Origin of the sequence: Shewanella spartinae (assembly GCF_019457555.1) — a bacterium.
GTDB classification, from domain to species: Bacteria; Pseudomonadota; Gammaproteobacteria; order Enterobacterales; family Shewanellaceae; genus Shewanella; species Shewanella loihica.
The window spans coordinates 2,332,982-2,356,823 of record NZ_CP080418.1; the positions used below are offsets into that span (position 1 = coordinate 2,332,982).

24 protein-coding genes and 3 tRNA genes are annotated in these 23,842 nt (G+C 49.5%); 15 read left to right on the forward strand and 12 right to left on the reverse strand.

All coding sequences use genetic code 11. From position 1 onward, the window contains the following. The first annotated feature begins 96 nt into the window (after positions 1-96). The 11 genes from ccoN to ttcA all read left to right on the forward strand — a co-directional run bounded on the left by ccoN (position 97) and on the right by ttcA (position 10,045). A complete protein-coding gene (ccoN, locus tag K0I31_RS10360; protein WP_011865783.1) occupies positions 97-1,524 on the forward strand; it encodes a cytochrome-c oxidase, cbb3-type subunit I in 1,428 nt (475 codons plus the stop codon). A 12-nt stretch (positions 1,525-1,536) separates the two neighbouring features. Continuing rightward, the gene (gene ccoO / locus K0I31_RS10365; RefSeq protein WP_011865784.1) at positions 1,537-2,142 is read left to right on the forward strand and encodes a cytochrome-c oxidase, cbb3-type subunit II; all 606 of its coding nucleotides are present in this window, start codon (positions 1,537-1,539) and stop codon (positions 2,140-2,142) included. A 15-nt stretch (positions 2,143-2,157) separates the two neighbouring features. Beyond that, the gene (locus K0I31_RS10370) at positions 2,158-2,325 is read left to right on the forward strand and encodes a CcoQ/FixQ family Cbb3-type cytochrome c oxidase assembly chaperone (protein WP_011865785.1); all 168 of its coding nucleotides are present in this window, start codon (positions 2,158-2,160) and stop codon (positions 2,323-2,325) included. Between the two features lie 2 nt (positions 2,326-2,327). Next, the gene (gene ccoP / locus K0I31_RS10375; protein WP_220045271.1) at positions 2,328-3,296 is read left to right on the forward strand and encodes a cytochrome-c oxidase, cbb3-type subunit III; all 969 of its coding nucleotides are present in this window, start codon (positions 2,328-2,330) and stop codon (positions 3,294-3,296) included. A gap of 110 nt (positions 3,297-3,406) precedes the next feature. Further along, positions 3,407-3,886: a FixH family protein gene (locus K0I31_RS10380; protein ID WP_011865787.1), complete on the forward strand. Its 480-nt coding sequence runs from the start codon at positions 3,407-3,409 to the stop codon at positions 3,884-3,886. Positions 3,887-3,892: 6 nt separating this feature from the next. Further along, a complete protein-coding gene (locus K0I31_RS10385) occupies positions 3,893-6,304 on the forward strand; it encodes a heavy metal translocating P-type ATPase (protein WP_220078323.1) in 2,412 nt (803 codons plus the stop codon). Next, positions 6,301-6,486, forward strand: a complete 186-nt coding sequence (gene ccoS / locus K0I31_RS10390; protein ID WP_220042481.1) for a cbb3-type cytochrome oxidase assembly protein CcoS — start codon at positions 6,301-6,303, stop codon at positions 6,484-6,486. The genes K0I31_RS10385 and ccoS overlap by 4 nt, the downstream gene beginning before the upstream one ends. Further along, the gene (locus K0I31_RS10395) at positions 6,483-7,175 is read left to right on the forward strand and encodes a sulfite exporter TauE/SafE family protein (protein ID WP_220078324.1); all 693 of its coding nucleotides are present in this window, start codon (positions 6,483-6,485) and stop codon (positions 7,173-7,175) included. The genes ccoS and K0I31_RS10395 overlap by 4 nt, the downstream gene beginning before the upstream one ends. A gap of 55 nt (positions 7,176-7,230) precedes the next feature. Further along, positions 7,231-7,980, forward strand: coding sequence for an electron transport transcriptional regulator EtrA (etrA, locus tag K0I31_RS10400; RefSeq protein ID WP_011865791.1), 750 nt, complete (start codon positions 7,231-7,233; stop codon positions 7,978-7,980). A gap of 94 nt (positions 7,981-8,074) precedes the next feature. Beyond that, positions 8,075-9,007: a universal stress protein UspE gene (gene uspE / locus K0I31_RS10405; RefSeq protein WP_144199325.1), complete on the forward strand. Its 933-nt coding sequence runs from the start codon at positions 8,075-8,077 to the stop codon at positions 9,005-9,007. An 84-nt stretch (positions 9,008-9,091) separates the two neighbouring features. Beyond that, the gene (ttcA, locus tag K0I31_RS10410; protein WP_220060731.1) at positions 9,092-10,045 is read left to right on the forward strand and encodes a tRNA 2-thiocytidine(32) synthetase TtcA; all 954 of its coding nucleotides are present in this window, start codon (positions 9,092-9,094) and stop codon (positions 10,043-10,045) included. 79 nt (positions 10,046-10,124) lie between these two features. On the opposite strand, the gene K0I31_RS10415 is transcribed toward ttcA, so the two are convergent. Beyond that, on the reverse strand, positions 10,125-10,748 hold the full coding sequence (locus K0I31_RS10415) for a DUF2987 domain-containing protein (RefSeq protein WP_220078325.1): 624 nt from the start codon (positions 10,746-10,748) through the stop codon (positions 10,125-10,127). Beyond that, positions 10,726-11,553 (reverse strand): glucosaminidase domain-containing protein, encoded by an 828-nt coding sequence (locus tag K0I31_RS10420; RefSeq protein WP_220078326.1) that lies wholly within the window; start codon positions 11,551-11,553, stop codon positions 10,726-10,728. The genes K0I31_RS10415 and K0I31_RS10420 overlap by 23 nt, the downstream gene beginning before the upstream one ends. 135 nt (positions 11,554-11,688) lie before the next feature. On the opposite strand from K0I31_RS10420, the gene yvcK reads away from it, so the two are divergent. Beyond that, a complete protein-coding gene (yvcK, locus tag K0I31_RS10425; protein ID WP_220078327.1) occupies positions 11,689-12,600 on the forward strand; it encodes a uridine diphosphate-N-acetylglucosamine-binding protein YvcK in 912 nt (303 codons plus the stop codon). Between the two features lie 62 nt (positions 12,601-12,662). On the opposite strand, the gene K0I31_RS10430 is transcribed toward yvcK, so the two are convergent. The 5 genes from K0I31_RS10430 to K0I31_RS10450 form a co-directional block, all read right to left on the reverse strand. After that, positions 12,663-13,856: an amino acid aminotransferase gene (locus K0I31_RS10430; RefSeq protein WP_220078328.1), complete on the reverse strand. Its 1,194-nt coding sequence runs from the start codon at positions 13,854-13,856 to the stop codon at positions 12,663-12,665. A gap of 395 nt (positions 13,857-14,251) precedes the next feature. After that, positions 14,252-14,338, reverse strand: a tRNA-Leu gene (locus K0I31_RS10435). Positions 14,339-14,376: 38 nt separating this feature from the next. Continuing rightward, a tRNA-Cys gene (locus K0I31_RS10440) sits at positions 14,377-14,450 on the reverse strand. A 35-nt stretch (positions 14,451-14,485) separates the two neighbouring features. After that, positions 14,486-14,561 (reverse strand) — tRNA-Gly (locus K0I31_RS10445). 234 nt (positions 14,562-14,795) lie between these two features. Beyond that, on the reverse strand, positions 14,796-16,232 hold the full coding sequence (locus tag K0I31_RS10450) for a glyceraldehyde-3-phosphate dehydrogenase (RefSeq protein WP_011865798.1): 1,437 nt from the start codon (positions 16,230-16,232) through the stop codon (positions 14,796-14,798). 236 nt (positions 16,233-16,468) lie between these two features. Between K0I31_RS10450 and K0I31_RS10455 the strand changes: the two genes are divergently transcribed. Together K0I31_RS10455 and gap are read left to right on the forward strand one after the other, a co-directional pair. Further along, positions 16,469-17,275, forward strand: coding sequence for a DUF2989 domain-containing protein (locus tag K0I31_RS10455; protein ID WP_220078329.1), 807 nt, complete (start codon positions 16,469-16,471; stop codon positions 17,273-17,275). A gap of 211 nt (positions 17,276-17,486) precedes the next feature. Continuing rightward, on the forward strand, positions 17,487-18,497 hold the full coding sequence (gene gap / locus K0I31_RS10460; RefSeq protein WP_144199353.1) for a type I glyceraldehyde-3-phosphate dehydrogenase: 1,011 nt from the start codon (positions 17,487-17,489) through the stop codon (positions 18,495-18,497). A gap of 130 nt (positions 18,498-18,627) precedes the next feature. Here gap and K0I31_RS10465 read toward each other — a convergent pair whose 3' ends face one another. The 4 genes from K0I31_RS10465 to K0I31_RS10480 all read right to left on the reverse strand — a co-directional run bounded on the left by K0I31_RS10465 (position 18,628) and on the right by K0I31_RS10480 (position 21,523). Then, entirely contained in the window at positions 18,628-18,960 is a 333-nt protein-coding gene (locus K0I31_RS10465) for a hypothetical protein (protein WP_220078330.1), read from the reverse strand. Positions 18,961-19,162: 202 nt separating this feature from the next. After that, complete coding sequence (locus tag K0I31_RS10470) at positions 19,163-19,438, reverse strand: hypothetical protein (RefSeq protein ID WP_011865802.1); 276 nt, start codon at positions 19,436-19,438, stop codon at positions 19,163-19,165. Positions 19,439-19,552: 114 nt separating this feature from the next. Further along, positions 19,553-20,884, reverse strand: coding sequence for an NAD(P)/FAD-dependent oxidoreductase (locus K0I31_RS10475; protein ID WP_220078331.1), 1,332 nt, complete (start codon positions 20,882-20,884; stop codon positions 19,553-19,555). 60 nt (positions 20,885-20,944) lie between these two features. Further along, positions 20,945-21,523 (reverse strand): GNAT family N-acetyltransferase, encoded by a 579-nt coding sequence (locus K0I31_RS10480; protein ID WP_258406475.1) that lies wholly within the window; start codon positions 21,521-21,523, stop codon positions 20,945-20,947. 109 nt (positions 21,524-21,632) lie between these two features. On the opposite strand from K0I31_RS10480, the gene K0I31_RS10485 reads away from it, so the two are divergent. Further along, positions 21,633-22,712 (forward strand): hypothetical protein, encoded by a 1,080-nt coding sequence (locus K0I31_RS10485; RefSeq protein WP_220078332.1) that lies wholly within the window; start codon positions 21,633-21,635, stop codon positions 22,710-22,712. Positions 22,713-22,830: 118 nt separating this feature from the next. On the opposite strand, the gene K0I31_RS10490 is transcribed toward K0I31_RS10485, so the two are convergent. Continuing rightward, positions 22,831-23,526 (reverse strand): SDR family oxidoreductase, encoded by a 696-nt coding sequence (locus tag K0I31_RS10490; protein WP_220078333.1) that lies wholly within the window; start codon positions 23,524-23,526, stop codon positions 22,831-22,833. Positions 23,527-23,842 lie beyond the last annotated feature (316 nt).

Below are 23,842 nucleotides of genomic sequence, written 5' to 3' on the forward strand. Positions count from 1 at the left end.
TTGTTTCGTAGGGAAACAAGCCTTTGATGTCATTTTACCGGGTAAAGTGCCGCTTTACTCAAACAATAAGTATAAGTAATAAGCAGTGGAAGCAATATGATGAACCATTCCCAGCCTCAAGGCGCTGATTACAATTACACTGTTGTCCGCCAATTTGCCCTCACCACAGTTTTGTGGGGCATTATCGGTATGACAGTAGGTGTATTGATCGCGGCCCAGTTAATCTGGCCACAACTTAACTTCGAAACTCCATGGCTAACGTACAGTCGTCTAAGACCTCTGCACACCAACGCCGTGATTTTCGCGTTTGGTACTTCAGCGTTATTTGCAACATCCTATTATATCGTCCAGCGTACCTGCCAAACCCGCCTATTTGCACCTAAATTAGCTGCATTTACCTTCTGGGGATGGCAAGCCATTATTCTTTCAGCCGTTATTACTCTGCCGCTTGGTCTAACCAGCAGTAAAGAATACGCTGAACTTGAATGGCCTATCGACATCGCTATTACCATAGTGTGGGTAGCCTATGCCGTTGTGTTCTTTGGCACAATTGTGAAACGAACCACGTCACACATCTATGTGGCAAACTGGTTCTTCGGCGCCTTCATCATCACGGTTGCAGTTCTGCACATCGTGAACTCTATGGCAGTACCTGTCAGCCTGTTCAAGTCATACTCATTATACTCTGGCGCCGTCGATGCCATGGTGCAATGGTGGTATGGCCACAACGCCGTTGGCTTCCTACTGACCGCCGGTTTCCTGGGTATGATGTACTACTTCGTACCTAAGCAAGCAGGTCGTCCTGTTTATTCTTACCGTCTGTCTATCGTTCACTTCTGGGCATTGATTGCACTGTACATCTGGGCGGGTCCTCACCACCTGCACTACACAGCGCTACCAGACTGGACACAGTCACTGGGTATGGTGATGTCTCTGATCCTGTTCGCACCTTCTTGGGGCGGTATGATCAACGGTATCATGACCCTGTCAGGCGCTTGGCATAAGCTAAGAACTGACCCTGTTCTACGTTTCTTGATCGTTTCTCTGTCTTTCTATGGTATGTCGACCTTCGAAGGTCCAATGATGGCCATTAAGACAGTTAACGCATTGTCTCACTACACCGACTGGACCATAGGTCACGTTCACTCAGGCGCACTTGGCTGGGTGGCTATGGTATCTATCGGTTCGCTATACCACCTGATCCCTGCTATCTACGGTCACGGTCGTATGTACAGCACACAACTGATTAACGTTCACTTCTGGTTAGCGACTATCGGTACTGTACTTTACATCGTTTCAATGTGGATCTCGGGTGTTATGCAAGGTCTGATGTGGCGTGCAGTTAACTCTGACGGCACCCTAACCTACAGCTTCGTTGAAGGTCTGGAAGCATCATACCCATTCTACTTTGTTCGCTTCTTAGGTGGCCTGTTCTTCGTCACTGGTATGCTGCTAATGGCATACAACGTGGTTAAGACAGTAAAAGCGCCAAAAGAATCTTTGCCAGCGCTGGCTGAAGCATAAGGAGTAGATTTGATGAAATTTAATCATGAGATAGTCGAGAAAAACATCGGTCTGCTAGGTATCTTTACCGTAATTGCTATCAGTATTGGTGGCCTGGTACAGATCACTCCCCTGCTTTTCCAAAAAGACACTACTGAGCCAGTAAACGGACTACGTCCATACTCAGCACTTGAGCTCGAAGGTCGTGACATATACATCCGTGAGGGTTGTGTTGGTTGTCACAGCCAGATGATTCGTCCGCTTCGTGCAGAAACTGAGCGTTACGGTCACTACTCTGTTGCCGGTGAATCAGTTTGGGATCACCCATTCCTATGGGGTTCTAAGCGTACTGGTCCAGACTTGGCCCGTGTTGGCGGTCGTTACAGCGACAAGTGGCATGAAGTCCACCTACTTGATCCTCGCGCAGTAGTACCACAATCAAACATGCCTGCCTTCCCTTGGTTGGCCGAGAACGTCCTAGATGGCGAGCTAACGGCTAAGAAGATGGAAGTGTTCCGTGGTTTCGGCGTGCCTTATTCTCAAGATGATATCGACAACGCTAAGAAAGCGGTTGAAGGTAAGACTGAGATGCAGGCACTAATTGCATACCTGCAGTCGCTAGGTCACGCACTGAAATAAATTGGAGGCATAAATATGGATTACGGCACAGTACAAGGGATTATTACCATTGTCGTCATGGTGACGTTTGTCGGTATTTTTGCATGGGCTTATAGCGGTCGCCGTAAAGCGCAGTTTGACGAGGCCGCTAACCTTGTTTTCTCAGATGATGAGAAGCACAAGGACTCAGGAGAACATAAGTGATGATGAGTAGCTTCTGGAGTATTTGGATTACCGTACTCACAATTGTGGTAATCGCAGGATGTTTCATCCTACTGTTTGTTGTCTCTAAAAACACCACAGGTGTTGAAGAAGGCAAATCAATGGGTCACAGCTTTGATGGCATTGAAGAGATCAATAACCCGCTGCCTAAGTGGTGGAGTTATATGTTCTACATCACCATCATCTTCGGTGTGGTCTATCTGGCAGCCTACCCAGGTCTTGGTAACTATAAAGGTTTCCTAGGCTGGTCAAGCTCGAACCAAAGCATTGGTACCGACAAAGGTATCAAGGAAGATTCTGCCGCTGCCGTTGAACTGGCTGCAAATGAACATCGCTGGGTTCAGTATGACCAAGAGGTTGAGAAAGCCAATGCTAAGTACAGCCCGATCTTCGCGGCTTATCTGGCAACACCGCTCGAAGAGCTAGTGAAAAACGAAGAAGCCCTGAAAGTGGGTGGTCGTTTGTTCCTGCAAAACTGTGCTCAGTGCCACGGTAGTGACGCACGCGGTAGCAAGGGCTTTCCTAACCTGACTGACGGTGATTGGTTATATGGCGGCGATCTTGCCACCATCAAGACCACTATCATGAACGGTCGCAACGGCATGATGCCACCAAAAGGCGGTCTACCTATCGAAGACAGCGAGCTGAAAGGCCTGGCTGAATACGTCGTTAAACTGTCTGGTCGCGACCACGATGAAGCCTTGGCCGCTCAAGGTCAGGCGTCATTCATGAAAGGTTGTTTCGCCTGTCATGGTATGGACGGTACTGGTAACAAGTTCATGGGTGCACCTAACCTCACCGACAACACCTGGTTGTACGGCGGTAGTCGTGGTGTGATCCAAGAAAGCATTAAGAACGGACGTTCTGGTGTAATGCCTGCTTGGAAAGATGTCTTGGGCGAAGAGAAAGTTCACGTCATCGCAGCCTATGTTTATAGCTTGTCAAACAAGTAATTACATATAAGTAACACCAAGGCCTCGAAACAGATCGAGGCCTTTTTTTTAAGTGCTATCACTGCCTTTTAACGGTAAGATATGGCCAACAAAAATAACAGGTAGTATCCATGAATAAACCACAAGCTTGGTATAAACAGTTTTGGCCTTGGTTTCTGATTATTTTGCCGCTGTGTGCCGTATTTGCCAGTGTGAATTTGATGTTGCTCGCAGTCGAAAATAAAGACTCCTTAGTATCGGAAGACTATTACAAAGACGGCAAGGCCATTAACATGGACCTGCGTAAGATTAAACACGCCAAGCAACTTGGCTTGCAGTTTGAGTTACACCTTACCCAAGATGAACTCACCCTCACCCAGCATGGCGGTGAGCCCTATACAGCTGCGCTCAACGTATCCTTCTATCATCCAACGCTACAAGAGAAAGATTTCGCCGAGGTTGCCACCGCCGACGGTAATCAGGTTTACCATATTGCGCTCAACTCGCCACTTCAGGGCAGCTGGGAAGTCAGACTGGAAGGGTTTGATGGCACATGGCGCATCCAGAAACGTCTCGAGCTAAAAGATAATCAACAATACTGGTTAAATTAATCTTTTATGGATGCGTTAAACTGCTTTCATTGCGGCGAGCCGGTAACCACCGGCCGCCAGTTCGAGACCCTTATCGACAATGTCCCTCAGCCCATGTGTTGCCCCGGCTGCCAGGCGGTATCTGCCGCCATCATAGAGGCGGGACTGACTAACTATTATAAGTATCGCACCGAGCCAGGCAGCAAGCAGACGGCGCTGGTGCCCGAAGCCCTTAACGCATTTTCCGCCTTCGATCTTAAAGAGGTGCAGCAGGACTTTGTGCATCAAGACAAACAGAGTGCCAGCACCTCTCTAACCATAGATGGCATTACCTGCGCGGCCTGCGCCTGGTTGATCGAACATAAGCTGCAGCATCTCGAAGGCATCAATAAGATAGCGGTCAACACCACCACAGAGCGGGCCCAGGTCAGCTGGGATCCCGAAAAACTCAAGCTGTCAGAGATCTTAGCGCAGATCAGCCGTATCGGCTATCAGGCGGCCCCTTATCAGGTGGATGACGAAGAGATCCAGAGCAAGAAGAACAGTCGTAAGTTCCTGCTCAGACTTGGCCTGGCAGGCTTTGCCACCATGCAGGTGATGATGTTTGCCCTGGCGCTCTACTCTGATTACTTTACCGATCTCGACGTGGAGTTCAGGGACTATTTTCGCTGGGTCAGCATGATCTTCGCAGCGCCCGTGGTCTTCTATTCGGCGCAGCCCTTCTATTTCAGCGCCGTGCGGGCCATGTTATCCGGCCGGCTCAACATGGACGTGTCTGTGTCAATCGCCATCTGCGGCGCCTATATCGCCAGCTGTATCGCTACGGTATCTGGCCAGGGCGAAGTCTATTTCGAATCCGTCAGCATGTTTACCTTCTTCCTGCTGCTAGGCCGCTATTTCGAGCAAAATGCGCGGCAGAAGGCCTCGATTAGCTCCAATAACCTGCACAAATTGATCCCGCTTACAGCTAACCTTTTGGACGATGAAGGTAATCAAACCGAAGTGCCGGCCAAGCGTCTCAAGGTTGGCGATCTCATCATGGTCAAGCCCGGTGAGGTGATTGCCGCCGATGGCGATATCATAGAGGGGATGAGCAGCGTCAATGAAGCCATGCTTACTGGCGAGCAGATGCCGGTGACCAAGAATGTCACCAGCCAGGTGTATGCGGGCACCATCAATGTGGATCATCCGATAAAGGTCAAGGTCACCGCGACTGGGCAAGACCAATTGGTCGCCGAAATCATTCGCCTGCAAGAGGCGGCATCGAACAACAAGCCAAAGGTGGCGCTCTACGTCGATACTATCTCCAACTATTTCACCTGGACCATCTTAGTGGTTGCCGCCCTCACCTATCTGGTATGGAAGCACTATTGGCCGGATGATGCCTTTTGGGTCACGCTTTCCGTCTTGGTCGCTACCTGCCCCTGCGCGCTGGCATTGGCGACACCGACTGCGGTGACCTGCGCTACCGGCCTCTTTACCAGGCTTGGGGTGGTTGCTCGCCGTCCAGGTGTATTTGAGAAACTACCCAAAGTCGATCAGGTGGTGTTTGATAAGACGGGCACTCTCACCTGCGGCAGCCTCACTCTGCGCGAGACTAAGAAATTTACTCAGCGTTTTAACCCAGATGACTCTCTCGATGTGCTGGCCATCGCCGCAGCCATGGAATCGCATTCGATTCATCCCATCGCTAAAGCGTTTGCGCCATATTATCAGAGTGGCTACCGTTTGGATGAGAGTCAGTACCTAGCAGGTGCGGGCGTGCAGGCTAAGGTCAACGGCACTCGCTATTTCCTCGGCAGCGCGGATTTTATTCTCCAAAACACAGGGCTTACCGCTATCGACGGCCAATACAGCGTCTATCTCGCCGATAATGACGCGCTGCTCGCCGGTTTTACCCTGAGCGATACGGTGCGAGAAGATGCCAAGGCAACTCTAGCAACCCTCAAGGAGATGGGCTTTGCCACCTGTATTGCCAGTGGTGACACCAGTGAACACGTTGAGCAAGTTGCCAAAGAAATTGGCATAGAAAACTTGCACAAAGGCCTCAAGCCTCAAGATAAACTTAAACTTATCAATCAACTAAAAGATGAAGGTAAGCAGGTTGTGATGTTCGGCGATGGTGTAAACGATGCGCCGGTACTTGCCGGAGCCAATCTGTCGGTAGCCATGGGCAGCGGCGCGGACATTGCCAAAAACAGCGCCGATCTTATCCTGCTCGGCGATCAGCTATCACGCTTTCCTCAGGCGGTTCACATCGCCAAAATGACCGAGCAGATCATCAGACAAAACCTGATCTGGGCGCTTGGCTATAACCTGCTTATCATTCCTTTAGCGGTAACTGGACACGTGTTACCCTACATTGCCGCCATAGGTATGTCGGCCAGCTCATTAATTGTTGTCGCCAATAGCCTCAGACTACTAAAGGTTCGTTTATGAGTATTATTTATGTCTTGATCCCTATCGCCATGCTGTTCGTGCTGGTTGCCGTAGGCATTTTCTTCTGGGCGGTTAAATCTGAACAATTTGACGATCTCGACAGACAGAGCGTGTCTATCTTGTTCGATGACGACATCAAACAGAAGCCAAGTGAGTCCAGCGATGAGTCGACACCGCGTTGATCGACTTTAGCATTACCGGCGCCTTCCTCGTCGGCCTAATGGGTGCTGGCCATTGCATCGGCATGTGTGGTGGCCTGGTGGGCGCCTTCTCCCAGCAGCTCCCAAGAAAGGCCAGCGACAATATCTTGCTGGGTCAGCTGCAGTTTATCCTCAGCTATAACCTGGGCCGAATTCTCAGCTATACCCTGGCAGGCGCGCTAGTAGGCGGTTCAGCCAGCCTCCTCACTACCCTCTTCAGTATCGATGCTTACCTGATTGGCATGCGTGTATTTGCCGGTGTGATGATGATAGTCACCGGACTCTATATCGCGCAGATCTGGTCAGGTGTGGTGCAGATTGAGCGTGTAGGGAAATTATTGTGGCGCTTCATCGGTCCTATTGCGAATAAGTTGTTACCGATAACAGATTTAAAACAAGCCTTTGCGGCAGGTCTACTATGGGGCTGGCTGCCCTGTGGCTTGGTCTATAGCACACTTACCTGGGCGGTCGCGGCAAACTCGGCGCAGCAAGGGGCGATGATAATGGCCGCCTTCGGTCTAGGCACCCTGCCGGCGCTGGTCAGTGTCGGCATCGCTGCACGCTATTTTGCCCAGCTAGTACAGGCACGAAAAGTAAGGCTTATCAGTGGCTTAATCTTAGTAAGCTTTGGCATACACACTTTGTATATTGCATTTGCGCAGCTAGGCTAGCTGTGACTATTAAATTAGTTTAACATAAGCCTAATTGTGAAATTCGAGAGAGATTATGACAGATAATATTAAAAGTCGTCGTTCGGCTGTACCCGGATGCGCCATTCATTGTCATGACTGCAGCATGGGTACTTTGTGTATCCCTTTCACGTTGAATAACAACGAGCTAGATCAGCTTGATGACATTATTGAACGTAAGAAACCGATACAAAAAGGCGAGCAAATTTTTAAGTCTGGCGACTCGTTAAAATCTCTCTATGCGATTCGCTCGGGTACCATCAAGAGCTACACCATAACCGAACAGGGTGATGAGCAGATCACTGGCTTTCACCTGGCCGGTGACGTGATAGGTTTCGATGGCATTCACTCTCAGATCCACCAGAGTTTTGCCCAGGCACTAGAGACCTCTATGGTATGTGAAATTCCTTTCGATACCTTAGACGAACTCTCGGGCACCATGCCTAAGCTCAGACAGCAGATCATGCGTCTGATGAGCAACGAGATCCAAAGCGACCAAGAGATGATCTTGCTACTCAGCAAGAAGAACGCCGAGGAGCGTCTAGCGGCATTTATCAGTAATTTGGCCAGCCGTTTCGGCAGCCGTGGTTTCTCGCCCAAAGAGTTCCGTCTCACCATGACACGCGGTGATATTGGTAACTATCTTGGTCTGACTGTTGAAACCATCAGCCGTCTCCTGGGACGCTTCCAAAAAGCAGAATTGATCGAGGTAAAAGGAAAGTACATTACCATCGTCGATTTTGACTCGCTCAACAAGTTAGCCGGTAACAACAAGATAGGCCGCTAATTAGCCGATTTTCTGGGCAAATTTGATCTAAAACAAGGCAATTTGCCCTATATCGCTCATTATTTAAGTACCACCTCAGATAAAGGAAGAATCTATGAAGGACTATCATAAGATCCTTGTTGTAGTGGATCCAACAAGCGACAAGCAATCTGCCCTCGCCAGAGCCGTCGAACTTGCCTCTAAAAACCAAGCGTCAATCACCGTTTTTCTCTCTATTTTCGATTTTTCCTACGAGATGACCTCTATCCTGTCGGGTCATGAACGAGAAGCCATGCGCCAAGGGGTGATTGCCCAGCGCAGAGCCTGGCTAGACGATATCCTCGCCGGTTACAAAGATAGCGGCGTTGCCATCGACAGCGAAGTGATTTGGCACAATCGTCCCTTCGAGAGCATCATCTTACACGCCATCGAAGGCGGTTATGATCTGATCGTTAAAGGCACCCACGAACACGATAAGCTCAAGTCGGTGATCTTCACCCCGACCGATTGGCACCTGATGCGTAAGGCGCCGGTGCCTGTGCTCTTGGTGAAAGAACATGACTGGCCTGTGGCCGGTAAGATCCTGTGCGCCATCAACGTGGCCTCGGAAGATGACGATCATCAAACTCTTAACGGTAAGATCATCGAACATGCCCTGGATCTGGCCAAGAAATTCGATGCTCAGGTACATCTGGTGAATGGTTATCCTGGCACCCCAGTTAACCTGGCTATTGAGTTGCCTGACTTCGATGCGCACACCTACAGCGAAACCATTCGCATGCAGCACGAGCAGCGCGTCTGTTACCTTGCCAGCAACTATGGTATCTCCAGCGACTTCTGCCATATCAAGGAAGGTCTGCCTGAAGATGTTATTCCTGAGCTCGCCGAGCAGCTGGATGCCGAGCTGGTGATCTTAGGTACCGTAGGTCGCACCGGCTTCTCGGCGGCGCTTATCGGTAACACCGCCGAGCATGTGATCGACAGCATCAACTGCGACCTGCTGGCGATCAAGCCTGACGGTTATAAGTCACCGTTAGAAGAGGAATGATCGCCTTAGGCCATCTTCTTTAGCCCCATTTTTTAAGCTATACTACGCGCCCAGAATTTTACGATACTAGGCGCGTTTTTTATTATGTCTGAAGAAACCCTCTCAAAGAAACAGATAACTCGGCTAAACAAGCTACAAAAGCGCCTAAGGCGCGAAGTCGGTAGTGCCATCGCCGATTACAACATGATTGAAGAGGGCGACACCGTCATGTGCTGTCTTTCTGGCGGCAAAGACAGTTATGCCATGCTGGACATCCTGGTCAATCTGCAGCAGAGAGCGCCGGTTAACTTCAACCTGGTGGCCGTTAACCTGGATCAGAAACAGCCCGGTTTCCCAGAAGATATTCTGCCGGCTTACTTAGATAGCCTAAAGGTGCCTTATCATATCCTCGAGAAGGACACCTACTCTATCGTTAAAGATAAGATCCCAGAAGGCAAGACCACCTGCTCACTCTGCAGTCGTCTGCGCCGCGGCACCTTGTACGGTTTTGCCCAGAAGATTGGCGCCACCAAGATTGCTCTGGGTCATCACAGAGACGACATCATAGAGACCATGTTCCTCAACATGTTCTACGCCGGTAAGCTCAAGGCGATGCCACCTAAGCTGCTCTCAGATGATGGCGCTAACGTAGTGATCCGTCCCCTCGCCTACAGCCGCGAGAAAGATATCGCCGAATATGCCGAGTTAAAGGCATTTCCTATCATCCCTTGTAACCTATGTGGCTCACAGGAAAACCTTAAGCGTGCGGCGGTAAAAGAGATGCTCAAGAGCTGGGATAAGCAGTTCCCGGGCCGTATCGAAACTATCTTCACCGCGATGCAAAATACCAGCCCGTCACAGGGCGTTGACCGAGACCAGTTTGATTTCGTCTCTTTGAAGCAAGATCCCGATGCACCGATGAAAGGTGATGTTGCTGAGTCGGACCTGCCGGCATTCGATTTCTTAGACCTTGCCAACAGCGGTCATATCGATCTCGATGCAGCCAAGCGCAGCAGTGACCTGCTCAAAATTGATGTGGTGAGCACCTATACGCCTTAGGCGCTTATCTCAGATATAAAAACGCCCTCAGTTGAGGGCTTTTTATTATTCAGTCATCGTGACCAATGAAGCGCTTAGATTAGGAGCTTTTCACCCAAGGGCTGACCACCTTAGGCGTTTCACTAAAGCTAATCTTAATTAGCGCGCTTATTTCATCACTCGCTAAGCGATAGATGCCGTCAACCTGCTGCGCTTTACCATCGATCGTCACCTGCGCCTTACCCGCAAACTCAAAGCTGACCCCGGCAATATCTTCGGCGAAATATTTCATCGGAAAGCCCTGCATCTGCTTGAGCAGCTCATCCATCTGGGTTGCCAGCTCGCTAAGTGCTGCCTGGCTATATTCGCTCGATGGTGATTTGGCGCGGATCTGCATGGCGACACCACAGCGGGTAGCATCATTTTTCATCTGCAGATTGATCAGGGCACGCTCAGACTTTAGGGTCTCATCGAACGGAATATACAGACGTTGGTCATTGGAGATCGTCAGCGGATAATCGCGCTTCTCCGTGGTGATTGAGCCACTCTCGATAACACAGCCGTTCGCCTTAGGGACGGAAAAGGCGATATCGATAAGCGAATAGTTGCCTTTGTTCATCTGCTTCATTCTTTGATAGAAGCCCTGATAGTCGAGAGAGATGGGCGTTGCCTGAACAACACTCGTTGCCAGAAGCAGGCAACTACACAGCAGGCCTTTGTTCATGATTTTCCACCAAAAATTGATTGTTATGACGTAGCATATCAAGCAGCTCTTCAACATAAGCTTCTTGACGCTCTGAGTAATTCATTAGGCCGTACACCAACTTCTCGGCGCTAACCGGCTGATTCTGCGCTCTTAGATCGGCGCGAATGGCGCGCAGCAGCGAATAAGCCGCATTCGAGTTGAGGTTACGCATATAGGAGCCCACCGAATCTTCGACGCTCTTAAAGACGGCCACTTCATGGCTTAGCCCCTCGCTTCGTGATTGCGGCACCAGACCACAGCCCTTCTTAAAGCACCATTGGCCGAAGAAGTTCATCCCTTCTCTGGCAAAACGGCTACTGCCCCAACCTGTCTCGTTAGCCGCCTGAATGAGTACTAAATCTTCGGGAATGGTATCGACCCGCGTTAATAGCTCATCCAGAGACTCCAGAGTAGCTGTGCGCATCGAATACTGGTATTTGCTTGCGAGCTGCAAGATACGATAATCCTCGGCCTCGGACAGTGCCTGTTGGTTAGCCAAGTGGGCGCGAGATTGCTCCAGAAACTTGCGCTCATCGCTAATCACCGCATTGTGATGCCTGATAGCCGGGCGCAGGAAATCGAAGAAGGCCTGCTTTTTCATGCCGACATCGCCGATCGCCTGAAAATCTGGGATGGCACTAAACTGACTGCGGTTTTTCAAAATCGTCCCGGGCGCTTGGTCTGGCTCGGTTTTGCGCTCAATCAAGAATAGCTTTACCGCCAATACCGCCAGCGCAACAATCCCTAGGGATAGTATCAACTTGTTGATGTGACCTGTTCTCAAATGCTTCGCTCTTATTATGAGTTCATGGGCGGCATTATATGTCATCTGCGCGATGAACAAAACCGCTATACCTAGGGGGGGAATTGGTTATAATGAGCGGCAGGTAAATGGGGATTCAGGAAGGAAATACCCGAAATGCGCGATTGTGCCATCAATCAATATCAACATGTCGTCGCCATCGGCGGAGGCCATGGACTGGGCCGAGTCTTATCCTCTCTCTCATTTATCGGCCCTAAACTGACGGGCATAGTGGCGACCACAGATAACGGTGGTTCTACCGGACGACTACGCCAGCAGCAAGACTGCATCGCCTGGGGCGATCTGCGTAATTGCCTGTCGCAACTCGCCAGCCGGCCTTCCGTCGGCTCACTGCTGTTTGAATATCGATTCGGCGGTACGAGTGAACTTGCTAATCACAATCTGGGGAACCTAGTGCTGATGGCGCTGGACGACCTCTGTGTACGGCCGTTAGATGCGGTCAATCTGATCCGCAAGCTGCTCAACATTGAGACCAAGGTGATCCCCATGTCGGAGCAGCCTACCCATCTGGTCGCCATTCAGTCGTGTGGTAACCGTATCTTCGGCGAAGTCGAGGTGGACCAGAAGTGTGAAGACCCTATCGCCCTATCGCTGGAACCTATGGTGGATGCCACCCTCGAGGCCTGTGAGGCGGTTCGTCAAGCCGATCTCATCATCTTAGGCCCTGGAAGCTTTTTGACCAGCATCATGCCGCCACTCCTGCTGCCTAAGCTAGCTGAGGCGCTGCATGCCTCTAAGGGAAAAGTGATTCTGATCGATAATCTCACCCAGGAGCCTTCGGCCGCGGCGAACTTCAGCCTGGAGAAACGCCTTGGCTGGTTTAAACAGGTGATGGGCAATAAGGCTGTCGATCATGTGCTTTGTCACGGTGACAGATATCTCACCACAGGCATAGTCACCCATTACCCGCTACGTAGTCGTCATCATCAGGCGCTCCACGATAGAGCGGCGCTGGCAGACGCTTTGTCTCTCATCGTTGAGCCTCAAGCGCTTGAGGCACTGGCATAAAAAAACGCCACGTTATTGCTAGCGTGGCGTCTTTGTTAATCGTGTTTTACCTATTATGAAGGTTACAGCACCTGGGCAATCGCGCGGCAGATGGTATCCATGTTAGCACGGGTCATGCCGGCAACGCTGATGCGGCCCGAACCTACGATATAGACGCCAAACTCTTCTTTCAGGCGTGCCACCTGATCCTTATTAAGACCAGAGAAGCTAAACATGCCGTTTTGCGCCGAGATAAAGCTGAAATCTTGCTCGACGCCCTGCTCAGACAATGTCTTAACGAACAGTACGCGCATCTCCGCGATACGTTCACGCATCTGTGTCAGCTCTTCTTCCCATAACTTGCGAAGCTCTGCGTCACCGAGAATGGTCGCCACAATCAATGCACCATGTGCCGGTGGATTAGAATAGCTGCTGCGAATGGTGCTCTTGATCTGGCTAAAGGCACGTTTGGCCGTCTCTTCGTTTTCGGCGACTAGGGTCACGGCGCCGATACGCTCATTATAGAGACCAAAGTTTTTCGAAAATGAGTTAGCCACCAAGAGTTCAGGCACCTTGCTGGCGACCAGACGAAGTCCCTGAGCGTCTTCTTCTACACCGGCGCCGAAACCTTGATAGGCGAAGTCAAACAAGGGGATCAGGCCTTTGTCGACACAAAGCTGGGCGATCACTTCCCACTGACTAATGTTAAGATCGATACCCGTTGGGTTGTGGCAGCAGCCATGCAGCAGGAGTAGATCGCCGCTGTCTGCCTGCTCCAGGCTGGTAAGCATGGCATCGAAATCGATGTCGTGACTGGCCGCATCATAATAACCATATTGCTTAACGGTTAGACCGGCAGACTGGAAAATGTTGTTGTGGTTTGCCCAGGTTGGGTTGCTCACCCAAACGGTGCGCGAATCGGTATTACGTACCACGAACTCGGCCGCCATTCTAAGCGAACCTGTACCGCCCGGCGCCTGAGCCGTTACCGCGCGCTTCTCACTCATCACGGCGTGATCTGCGCCAAACAACAAACCTTGTACCGCTTGGTTATAAGCGATCACACCATCGATACCCAGATAGCTCTTACTGGTTTCAGTTTCCAGCAGTTTTTGCTCGGCTAACTTAACTGACTTGAGGATCGGCGTCTGTCCAGACTCATCCTTATAGATGCCAACACCTAAATTAACCTTATCTGCGCGAGGATCGGCCTTAAAAGCATCGGTAAGACCTAAAATGGGATCTGCGGGGGCCAGTACAACCTGGTTAAATATCATGGTGGTGTTCCTAAACGTCAATATAAGAAGGGGTTCGGGGCTAGTTATACCACTGTCTCATCGCCCTTCAAAGCGGATATTTTTCTATATCAATATTTTTCTTGTGCCGCCCTAGCTTTCCTGATTTTTAAAGGGTTAAAGCGTAATTCTTTTAGTGATTATCGAGCGATATGAGCAAAATTTAGCAGATCCCTTAAGATGAGATCTCGCTCACATTAGCTTTGTTCAAAGGAGTAGACTTACACTTTTAAACTTGCTGAAAGTAAGAACCGGGTTGCAGTGCTAACAATAAATGAAGCGTTAACTCTAAGGTTAGATAAGAAAGTGATTGCCCAAATACAACAAAGCCCCACTTATTAGCGAGGCTCTTTTCAATCATATTCTTTTGATTATGATGGTACCCGAGGACGGACTTGAACCGTCACGCTGTTACCAGCGAGGGATTTTAAATCCCTTGTGTCTACCGATTCCACCACTCGGGCCTAGTGTGTTTTATCGTGATTTACGTTAAAACGAAAAGTGGAGGCGCGACCCGGAGTCGAACCGAGATCGACGGATTTGCAATCCGCAGCATAGCCATTCTGCCATCGCGCCTTTATCTGAAGCGGTTTACGGTGTGACCGTAAATTTGGAGCGACATATCGGGTTCGAACCGATGACCTATACCTTGGCAAGGTATCGCTCTACCAACTGAGCTAATGTCGCATCTGAAACGCTTGCCAGCCAAGTGCTCTATCGAGCTTTCCCCTGACTGCGGAAAGGAATTCTACCGATTTACCTAAAAGTGTCAACGTCTATTTATGGCTTAAACAAGGTTTGTTGCATCAACTGCTGCATTAATCACCTTTGTGACTCTTTGTTAAGCATATTCAACTTCTTATGGATAAAAAAAATGCCCCGGTACTTACCGAGGCGTTTAGATTTATCTAGCGGTTAAGGTTAAGCAGCAGGTAGAGACTGGTAGTTTAGACCCAGCATCTTCTGCATTACGCCAACAACCTGGCAGCTATAACCGAACTCGTTGTCGTACCAAACATAAAGAATGGCGCGGTTACCCTCGGCGATGGTTGCCTGTGAGTCGACAACACCAGCGTAGCGAGAACCAACCAGATCAGAAGAGACGATCTCTGTTGACTCGGTGAAGTCAACTTGGTTTTGCAGCTCAGAACATAGCGCTACGTTACGTAGGTACTCGTTCATGTCTTCTTTGCTGGTTTCACCATTCAGGTTCAGGCTGATGATCGCCATAGACACGTTTGGTGTAGGTACGCGAATCGCATTACCAGTTAGCTTACCAGCAAGCACTGGCAGCGCCTTAGCGACAGCCTTGGCCGCACCTGTTTCGGTGATCACCATGTTTAGCGGTGCGCTGCGACCACGACGATCGGCTTTGTGGTAGTTATCGATCAGGTTTTGGTCGTTAGTGTATGAGTGAATCGTTTCAACGTGACCGTTGACGATGCCATACTTGTCGTTTACCGCCTTCAGCACTGGCGTGATGGCGTTAGTCGTACAACTTGCCGCCGAGACGATAGTGTCTTCATCCAGGATATCGTTTTCGTTAACGCCGTAAACGATGTTCTTAATTGCGCCTTTGGCCGGTGCAGTCAGCAGCACCTTAGAGGCGCCGTTACATCTTAGGTGTAGTCCCAGACCGTCTTCATCTTTCCAGATACCTGTGTTATCGACCACCAGCGCATTGTTGATGCCATAACGAGTGTAATCTACTTCATCTGGAGAGTTGGCGTAGATCACCTGAATATAGGTGCCGTTGGCGATAATAGCGTTGTTCTCTTCATCGACTTCAACTGAGCCGTTGAATGGGCCGTGTACAGAGTCACGACGCAGCAGGCTGGCGCGCTTCTCGAGATCGCCCTTACGACCGCCGCGCAGAACGATAGCGCGAAGACGCAGCTTGTTGCTCACACCCGTTCTTTCGATCAGTAGACGCGCAAGCAGACGTCCGATACGGCCGAAACCGTATAGCACTACATCGCGTGCTTCTTGGTTGTCTTCATGATCGATTGCCGAAGCCAGCTCTTGTGACATGTAGGCTTCGATCTGGCTCGCATCCTTATGTTCGCGCCAGTAGTTAACCGCTAATTTACCGATATCAACTTTACATTGCTTCACCGCTAGTTTGCTAAGTGCCTCAACAAACGGGAAACTTTCGCGTAATCTGAGTTTGTCACCCACATGACGACGCACTAAACGGTGTGACTTAATGATCTCGATAGTGGAAGCATTAAGAAGCGGCTTACCGTATAGAACGACTTCTACACCTTGGTTACGATATAACTTACCAAGTAGAGGCTGCATTGCCTCCGCCATTTCGAAACGTTCTTGCCAGCTTTGTAGGTGTTTATCAGCGGTCATTTACAGATCCTTTATCTCACTTTTACTACATTTATTGTAGAAATGATTGAGTAACAAAAAGAAAAGACCAATACTCTATTATTATCGGACGTCAATCCTGTTATTGGTCGGCGCCATTGTAATGAAAAGTGAGCCTGCGATCTAGTAAGATATTTTCTCTAACCGTGTAATTTTATTAGATAAAATCCTAAGGAGACACGCTTTTGAGATTAAATTTTGTAATCATTACACCAATTATGTCTCTTTTGGCGCTTTTCAGCCTGTTTGGCTGTGATAATGCTGCTAATACCGCCACGATTTGTAAAAATAATCCTGAGCTTTGCGACGATTTACATCGCGATAGCTGGTGTCGATATGAGCGAGCCGACCTGATCCAGAAGCGTTACACACTTAAAAACACCCCCTCGCCCACCGGCAAGCAGATTTATCAGCATCTGATCAATCTGGAAAACTATAGTAAATGTATCGAACTGGCCGCTGGCGTGCAGCACATCATGCACCCAGAGCGGACCAACGATAGGGTGCGAGCCTTCGGCATCAGCGCCCAAAACCTGGCGCAGCTGAGAGAGACGACCAAGGACAACCCGGATCTCTATCTCTCCTACTATCACTGGATCCGCCTAAATGACCAGGCGGCCCTGTCTCGCGTGATTAAGGCGCAGCAGGCAGGCAGCATAAAAGATCTCGAGATCCTGGCCAGTCTCGCCTCTTATTACCAGAAGTCGGATCTCGATAAGGCCAAGGCGCTCTATCTGCAGCTGTTAGACAATGCCGATCCGGACAGCTTTAATCCCGACTGGCTATTAGGCCTTGCCAGCATCTACCACCAGCAAAACGATCTGGAAAAAACCTATCTCTTCTCAAAAGCCAACGTATTGATGACGCGCAACACGGCATCCGATGCCAAAATGAACGCCTTAATCAATGGCAACCAGCAACTGGCGCATTTTTTAGATGAACAAGCCGATACCTTAGTGGAACATCTGAAAAACGGTGACTACGCTTCTAGTGAGATCCGCGCTCAGTTAAATACCTCGTCTTAATTGAGCCATTCTCCTTGCTGGCAAAATGTTTGCCACTAGTATTTTTTTTACAGAAATCGGCTCGGTTTTTGTAAAAAATCTGATCTTTGTAAAGAAAACAGCAAATTTGTTAAGCTAACTAGCCAATAAAACCCGATATTGCTTGACGATAGCTGTCAATTTGGTAATTTTACTACCAGATATTTTTATACATTTACCTGAGGGATATGAGATGACTATCCGCGTAGCAATTAACGGCTATGGCCGTATCGGTAGAAACGTACTTCGCGCACTTTATGAAAGCGAAAAGCAGTACCCCATCCAAATCGTTGCCATCAACGACCTGGGTGATGCTTCAATCAACGCTCACCTGACTAAGTACGACTCTGTACATGGTCGCTTCAACGCCAAAGTTGAGCACGACGACGAAGCTATCTACGTCAACGAAGACAAAATCCAAACTTTCTCTGAGCGTGACCCAGCTAAACTGCCTTGGGCCGAGCTTGAAGTCGATGTTGTGTTCGAATGTACCGGTATCTTCACTTCTAAAGAAGCGGTTCAGCCACATCTAAACGCTGGCGCGAAGAAAGTGATCATCTCTGCACCGGGTAAGAACGTTGACGCAACTGTTGTTTACGGCGTAAACAACGATGTGATCACCTCTGACATGACTGTGATCTCTAACGCGTCTTGTACCACTAACTGTCTGGCGCCTTTCGCTAAGCCGCTGAACGACGAGATTGGTATCGAATCTGGTCTGATGACCACTATCCACGCTTACACTAACGATCAGCGTCTATCTGACGTTTATCACACAGACCTACGCCGCGCTCGTGCCGCTGCTATGTCTATGATCCCAACTAAGACTGGTGCTGCAGCAGCCGTTGGTCTGGTGGTACCTGAGCTGGCTGGTAAGTTCGACGGTATGGCAGTACGTGTACCTACAGTAAACGTATCTCTGGTGGATCTCTCTTTCGTTGCCGCGCGCGACACCACTGTTGAAGAGATCAACGCCATCATCGAGAAGGCTGCAAGTGTTGCACCTATGAGTGAAGTGCTGTCGGTAAACAAAGAGCCATTGGTTTCTATCGACTTCAACCACAACCCATTTTCTTCTAACTTCGATGCGACACAGACCCGTGTAAATGGTCGTCTGGTTAAAGTGATGGCATGGTACGACAACGAATGGGGCTTCAGTAACCGTATGCTAGACAACGCAGTTGCGCTGATGACTGCTAAGTAAGCAAAGTTTTATTTGAGTTACATTCATAAAAAAGGAGCCATTTAGGCTCCTTTTTTGTTCCTGTCTTTCAACTTCTTTTTCTGTTCTATCGTATGGCTTAGTGTTATTTTCTTAGTGTTTTTTAATCGCGTTATACCGTGCGCGCCATGGCATCGTCCAGGCTCGCTATCCCCTGCGAAAGATACCCGAGTAGAATGTCTGTCTCTGCATTGCTAAGATCAGCCGACAGCACATAGCGATAGAGTTCGAGTAATCGACTCTTATAGGAAAGAAGCTGCTTAACACCGATAGCACCGGGTAAGAAGTAATGCTCCGCCAGGCAATCTGTGACCCGCTGGCAATCGCTCTGAATAAGGCGCTTGATAAAATAGGCTCGGCTATTGGCAGCGTGAAGTGCACCGGCCTGCGCCGCTGGAATATGTTTGAGTTGTGCTTGGAGTCTTGGGGTGGCATTTGCTTGCATAGTGAACCTCTTAAGCCTATCGCTTATTTCGTTTCACTATTATATTGGCCACAAACTGAACAGCGGCTTACCCGAAATGGATTAATCAGCTTTTAAATCAGTTCTAATGCCAAAACTTTAACTAGATCTGCCTGACCTAGCCAGCAACCGTTCACTATCATCTCGAATTGCACTAAGCACATTGCACGCACATAGCATCAAGTTAGAAACGTTTGATACGCACCACTTTCATCACTTCAAAATCGAAGCCAGCAACGGTTTCAGTCTCAGGGTAGTAGGTCATATTTACCTTGTGTCCCTGTAGGCTGCGGTACTTCTTGGTACGGCGAAACTTAAAGGGGGCGTCACAACCTTCTATGGTTACCGTATGTTGCACCCATTCATCAATCTCTCTCTGGGTATGGGATAAAATTTTCACGCCCTCTGAATGCACCAGTTTCTGATGTTTATCGAGCATCTTATCTACAACATGTTTCATAGCGGGTAACCTTTATCGATGAGTTCTAACCTGTTTAAAAAAACGACAGTAGAAAATTATAGAACATCTCATCGGCTTTGCGTGTGGTTGAGCTATGGTATCAAAAATTCGGCCCTAACTGTACCTGTCCCTGAGCCAAGCATATTGATAATAGGCACTTTGTCCTAAGCGTCGCAGTCGCGCGAAGGGAAACTTAGGCAGTGGTGATTGATAAAGCGGCAGCTCAGGCAAGCGCTCGCCGGCAATATGCTGTGCCAGGCGATAGGCGGCCTGAGCAGAAAATGCAACGCCTGAGCCACAATAGCCCAGGCTATAACCCATATTTCCCTGACTAAAGACATGGGGCATATCATCTAAGGCGGCAGCGATCCATCCGGTCCAGTTATGATCAACTGTTACTTCGGCAAGCGCCGGGAAGCAATCTGTCATGGCGCTCTTTAATCGCTCGCCATAGCGAGGATCGCCGGCATCGGCGCCGCTTATCGCGCCGCGCCCCCCAAACAGCAGGCGATTACCGCTAAGCAGGCGATAGTAGTACTTGAGCCTGCGGGTATCCATCACCACCTGATGTGTCTTAAGGCCCGTCGCCTCAAGTTGCGCATCAGTGAGAGGCGCAGTCACTATGATGTTACTCAATATGGGCAGGTAGCGATTATCAACCGCTTGATTAAAACGTTTAGGCGTATAGGCGTTACCTGCACTGACAACCTGGTTTGCGATCAGCTCTCCCTTATCGGTTATGAGTCTGTGGTGAGGTCCCTCCTTTAACCACTGCCTCACGCAGCTATTTTCATGCAAGGAAACGCCAAGGGATTGCACCACGCGCTTATAGCCCAAGCAGAGTTTTAGGGGATTGACGCCGAAACCATCGTTAAGGCGCAGCGCGCCATAGGCTTGATGGTTATCCATGTAGCTCTCTTTAAGATCGCTGGGTGTGAGAAACTGGGCGTCGTCGCCAAGATGTTCGGCGATGAAGTCGGCCGCTCCCTTTAATGTGCTATAGGCCTTGGCGTTGTGCGCTATCTTCAGATAGCCCTTGGGCTGCGCATCGCAGGCAATCTCATGCTGTTCAATCAACTGCTCGACGCGGCGCACCGCGCTCGTGAACTCACCATAGATCCCTTTGGTGGTCTCCATGCCCCACTTCTTGGCCATTTGACTATAGCCCATACGTCCAGAGCCTTTGAGTACGAAACCGGCATTGCGGCCGCTGGCGCCAAAGCCTATCTGATTTGCCTCTAACACCCTGGCCTCAATATTAAACTCGCTGGCAAGATAATAGGCGGTCAGCAAACCAGTAAAGCCTCCACCGACGATGGCTACATCGGTTTGCACCCGCCCGCTGAGAGATGGCAAGCGTGCAGGACGAGAGACGGTCGTCGCCCAGTAAGAGTCCGGCCAGGGCTGACCATCGGGAAAGTCATTGAGTAAAGGATCGTAGGACATAATGTTTAGGACTTATAGAAAGTGATGACGTATAAGGTTATGGCTGGTCGATTCCCTAAGCTAGAAAGTCAGGATCATCTCGCAGGCGACGCAATGACATTCGCTGCCACACAGCACGCAGATATAGTCGGGATGATCTGGGTTATTGTTCCAGCGCTCAGGATGTTCCTTGATAAGCTTGCCTCCAGCCTTGGTAAAGTAGCCCACGGCTGAGTTATCTGGGCTCTGTTTCCAGAGATGGCTAACGCCAGCCAAGGCGCCTTGGGCCTTACAGGTTTCAATCGAGCTTTCAAGCAGGGCCTTACCTATGCCGAGTCCCCTAGCCTCCTCGGCGACCGTATTACATTTAAAATAACAGCAATGTTCGGGTGCAACAGGCCAAAGCGCTGGCGAGCACCAGCGATCCAGCGACCAATTGCCTGGCGCGTAGGTAAGCCGAAAGCCGACTAATTCGCCCTCTAAGTAGGCAACAAAGTTTGCATTGAGGCCAGATTTTAATGCCTTATGTTGCATCTCGCTAAGCATCTGCTCATCCAGATAGCCATCGCCGTGCACCAGATTACCAAGGGCGATGACTCGCTGAAAATCTTCCTGTGCTAAGGGTCTTATCTCTACTTGGCTACGCATCGCCTCACTCATCTGTTTACCTTAAATTAACCTCAAGGTAACATAAAAACCCTTAAATGAAGTAAGGATGCGATTAAGCGCGTATTTCTTGAACAATCCCAAATCATAATGGAGTCATTGGGTGAATACAGATTTCTCAAAACCTGCGCTGGAAGACAAACTCAACCGGATCACTTCGATACCACAAAGATTCAACCAGGGCCTTAAGAACGTCTGGCAACGCCTCACGCTGCCACAAAGGCTTTACCTACTGGCCGCGCCACTGTTGATGAGCGAACATTTAGGCTTAGTGGCCATCATTACCACAATAGCCCTCACCCTGGAGTTTTGGCCTCTGTTTGAGCGTGTGTGGCACTCGCTCGCCGGTAAAGCGGTATTGCTACTCTTCTACGCTATTGTGGCCAACTATGCTCTGGCAATGGCCGGCGCCATTGTTAACGAGGTGGTGGGCGTACCGGCAACGCACTTTAATTACACCCACAACTTTGCCATCTTGCTGCTTCTGCCCGCCTGGATCTTGGGTATCAGCGCCATCGGACTGTTGTTTGTGCAGCTATTGATGCCTTTCTACCTCATGATAGCCCTTATGTTAAAACCCATTGGTATCAAACTCTTTTCGCTGACAGGTAACAGTCACTACCGTTTCACCACCCTGATGGTGAGATTCGTACTCTCCTTGGTCTTGCTCTACCATTTGATCTTGCTAATCGGTGATGTGGAGGAGAGAGTGGAATCTGCGCTGAACGATTTAAAAACCATTGAGGAATCGGTAAAGGACGACTCGAACAAAGGTCAAGACAAGCAGCTAACCGCAAACACAGATGAGGTGGCCGCCAATTTAGAAATGAAGGCGCAACCCGGCGCTGAAGCGCCAGAGAAGGATGAAGCGTTATCAAACGCCAAATCTGCCGAAAGAGGGACAGATGATCAACAAACTCGCCAAGCAGAGAGCGAGGCATCGTTAGCGAAAGAATACGCCTCGCTACGTCACGCCTATCAGGGTGAGATCCGCGAATTGATTGCCGAGTTCGCCTACCGCCTCGAGGCCGATAGCCGTTCTCGTTGTGAAAAGAGTGAGAATGCCAACGTCGTCGAACTCAACGACTATGAAATTCTCGAGGTGGTGCCAGACAGTACGGCAAAATACCGTTATCGGTTTACGGTAAGAAAATGCATTTCACCGGCTTTTCCGGCCAAATAAGCTAAATACTTCGCTTGGGCGTTAGCCATAGACCGTTAATAAAAGTCCGTTAATAAAAGGCCGTTAACAATAGGCTGTTAATCATAGCGCCCAAGCCAGTAACCAATTGTCTTAACCGCTACCAAGGGAGCTGCTGGCCATCGAAGTTTAAAAACTGTCCGGACTGAGTTGCGTCCAGGTTTTCGATACATCTAGCCATCTGATCTACAGCCTCATTTACTGTGATCAGCGCGTTGGGCCCGCCCATGTCTGTCTGTACCCAACCAGGATGAAACGCTAGGCAGTAGATCTCCTCGCTACTCAAGTCGATAGCCAGGCTCTTAAGCGCAGCGTTGAGTCCCGCCTTTGATGACCGATAGAGATAGCTGCCACCACTCTGGTTATCCGCTATGCTCCCCATCTTTGAGGAGATACAGATCACCTTGGCATTAGTCGCCTTTTGCAACATGGGATAGCAGATCTGGGTCACCATGATGGGGGCTATGGTATTAACCGCAAGCACCTTCTGCCACTCTGTCGCCCTAAGCTGACCGAAACCTATCCCCTTAGGGCCATAGTAGCCGGCGTTATTGATCAAGATATCGATGGCCGCGTCATTTAAATGCTGGGGTAAGGCGTGCACCGAGACATCATCGGTAACGTCCAGCTGAATAATATTGAGCTTGGCATGGATCTCAGCCAGTTGGATCAAGGCACTTGCTTGAGCGGGCTGCCGGCAACAGGCACTCACTCTATCGCCTTTAGCCAGATAATGCCTGACAAAGCCTAAGCCTATACCGCGATTTGCCCCTGTGATCACCACATGCTTTGTCATAACAACTCCCTACATCATCAATAGTTAACAACAAGAATCATAACCTAAGGTTCGATGTTTTGCCTGTTTTACCCATCTTTGCACATCTATAAGCCCTGGATATGCAAAGGGCTAAACCTGCAAGTTGACAAGTCGCCTTTCCTCGGTTTTTATTGTCTGCGACAATAGGGACAAATTGATGACAACCTATGTCATGTCAGCATGCCCTGTCAGTGACTAGCTAGGAATCCTCTATCTTGAATATTGAGCAACTGCTTTGCGAAACACTCTCATGCGAAAAAGTCATAAAGCTGGGTAAACTGCAGACCCTTTGGAG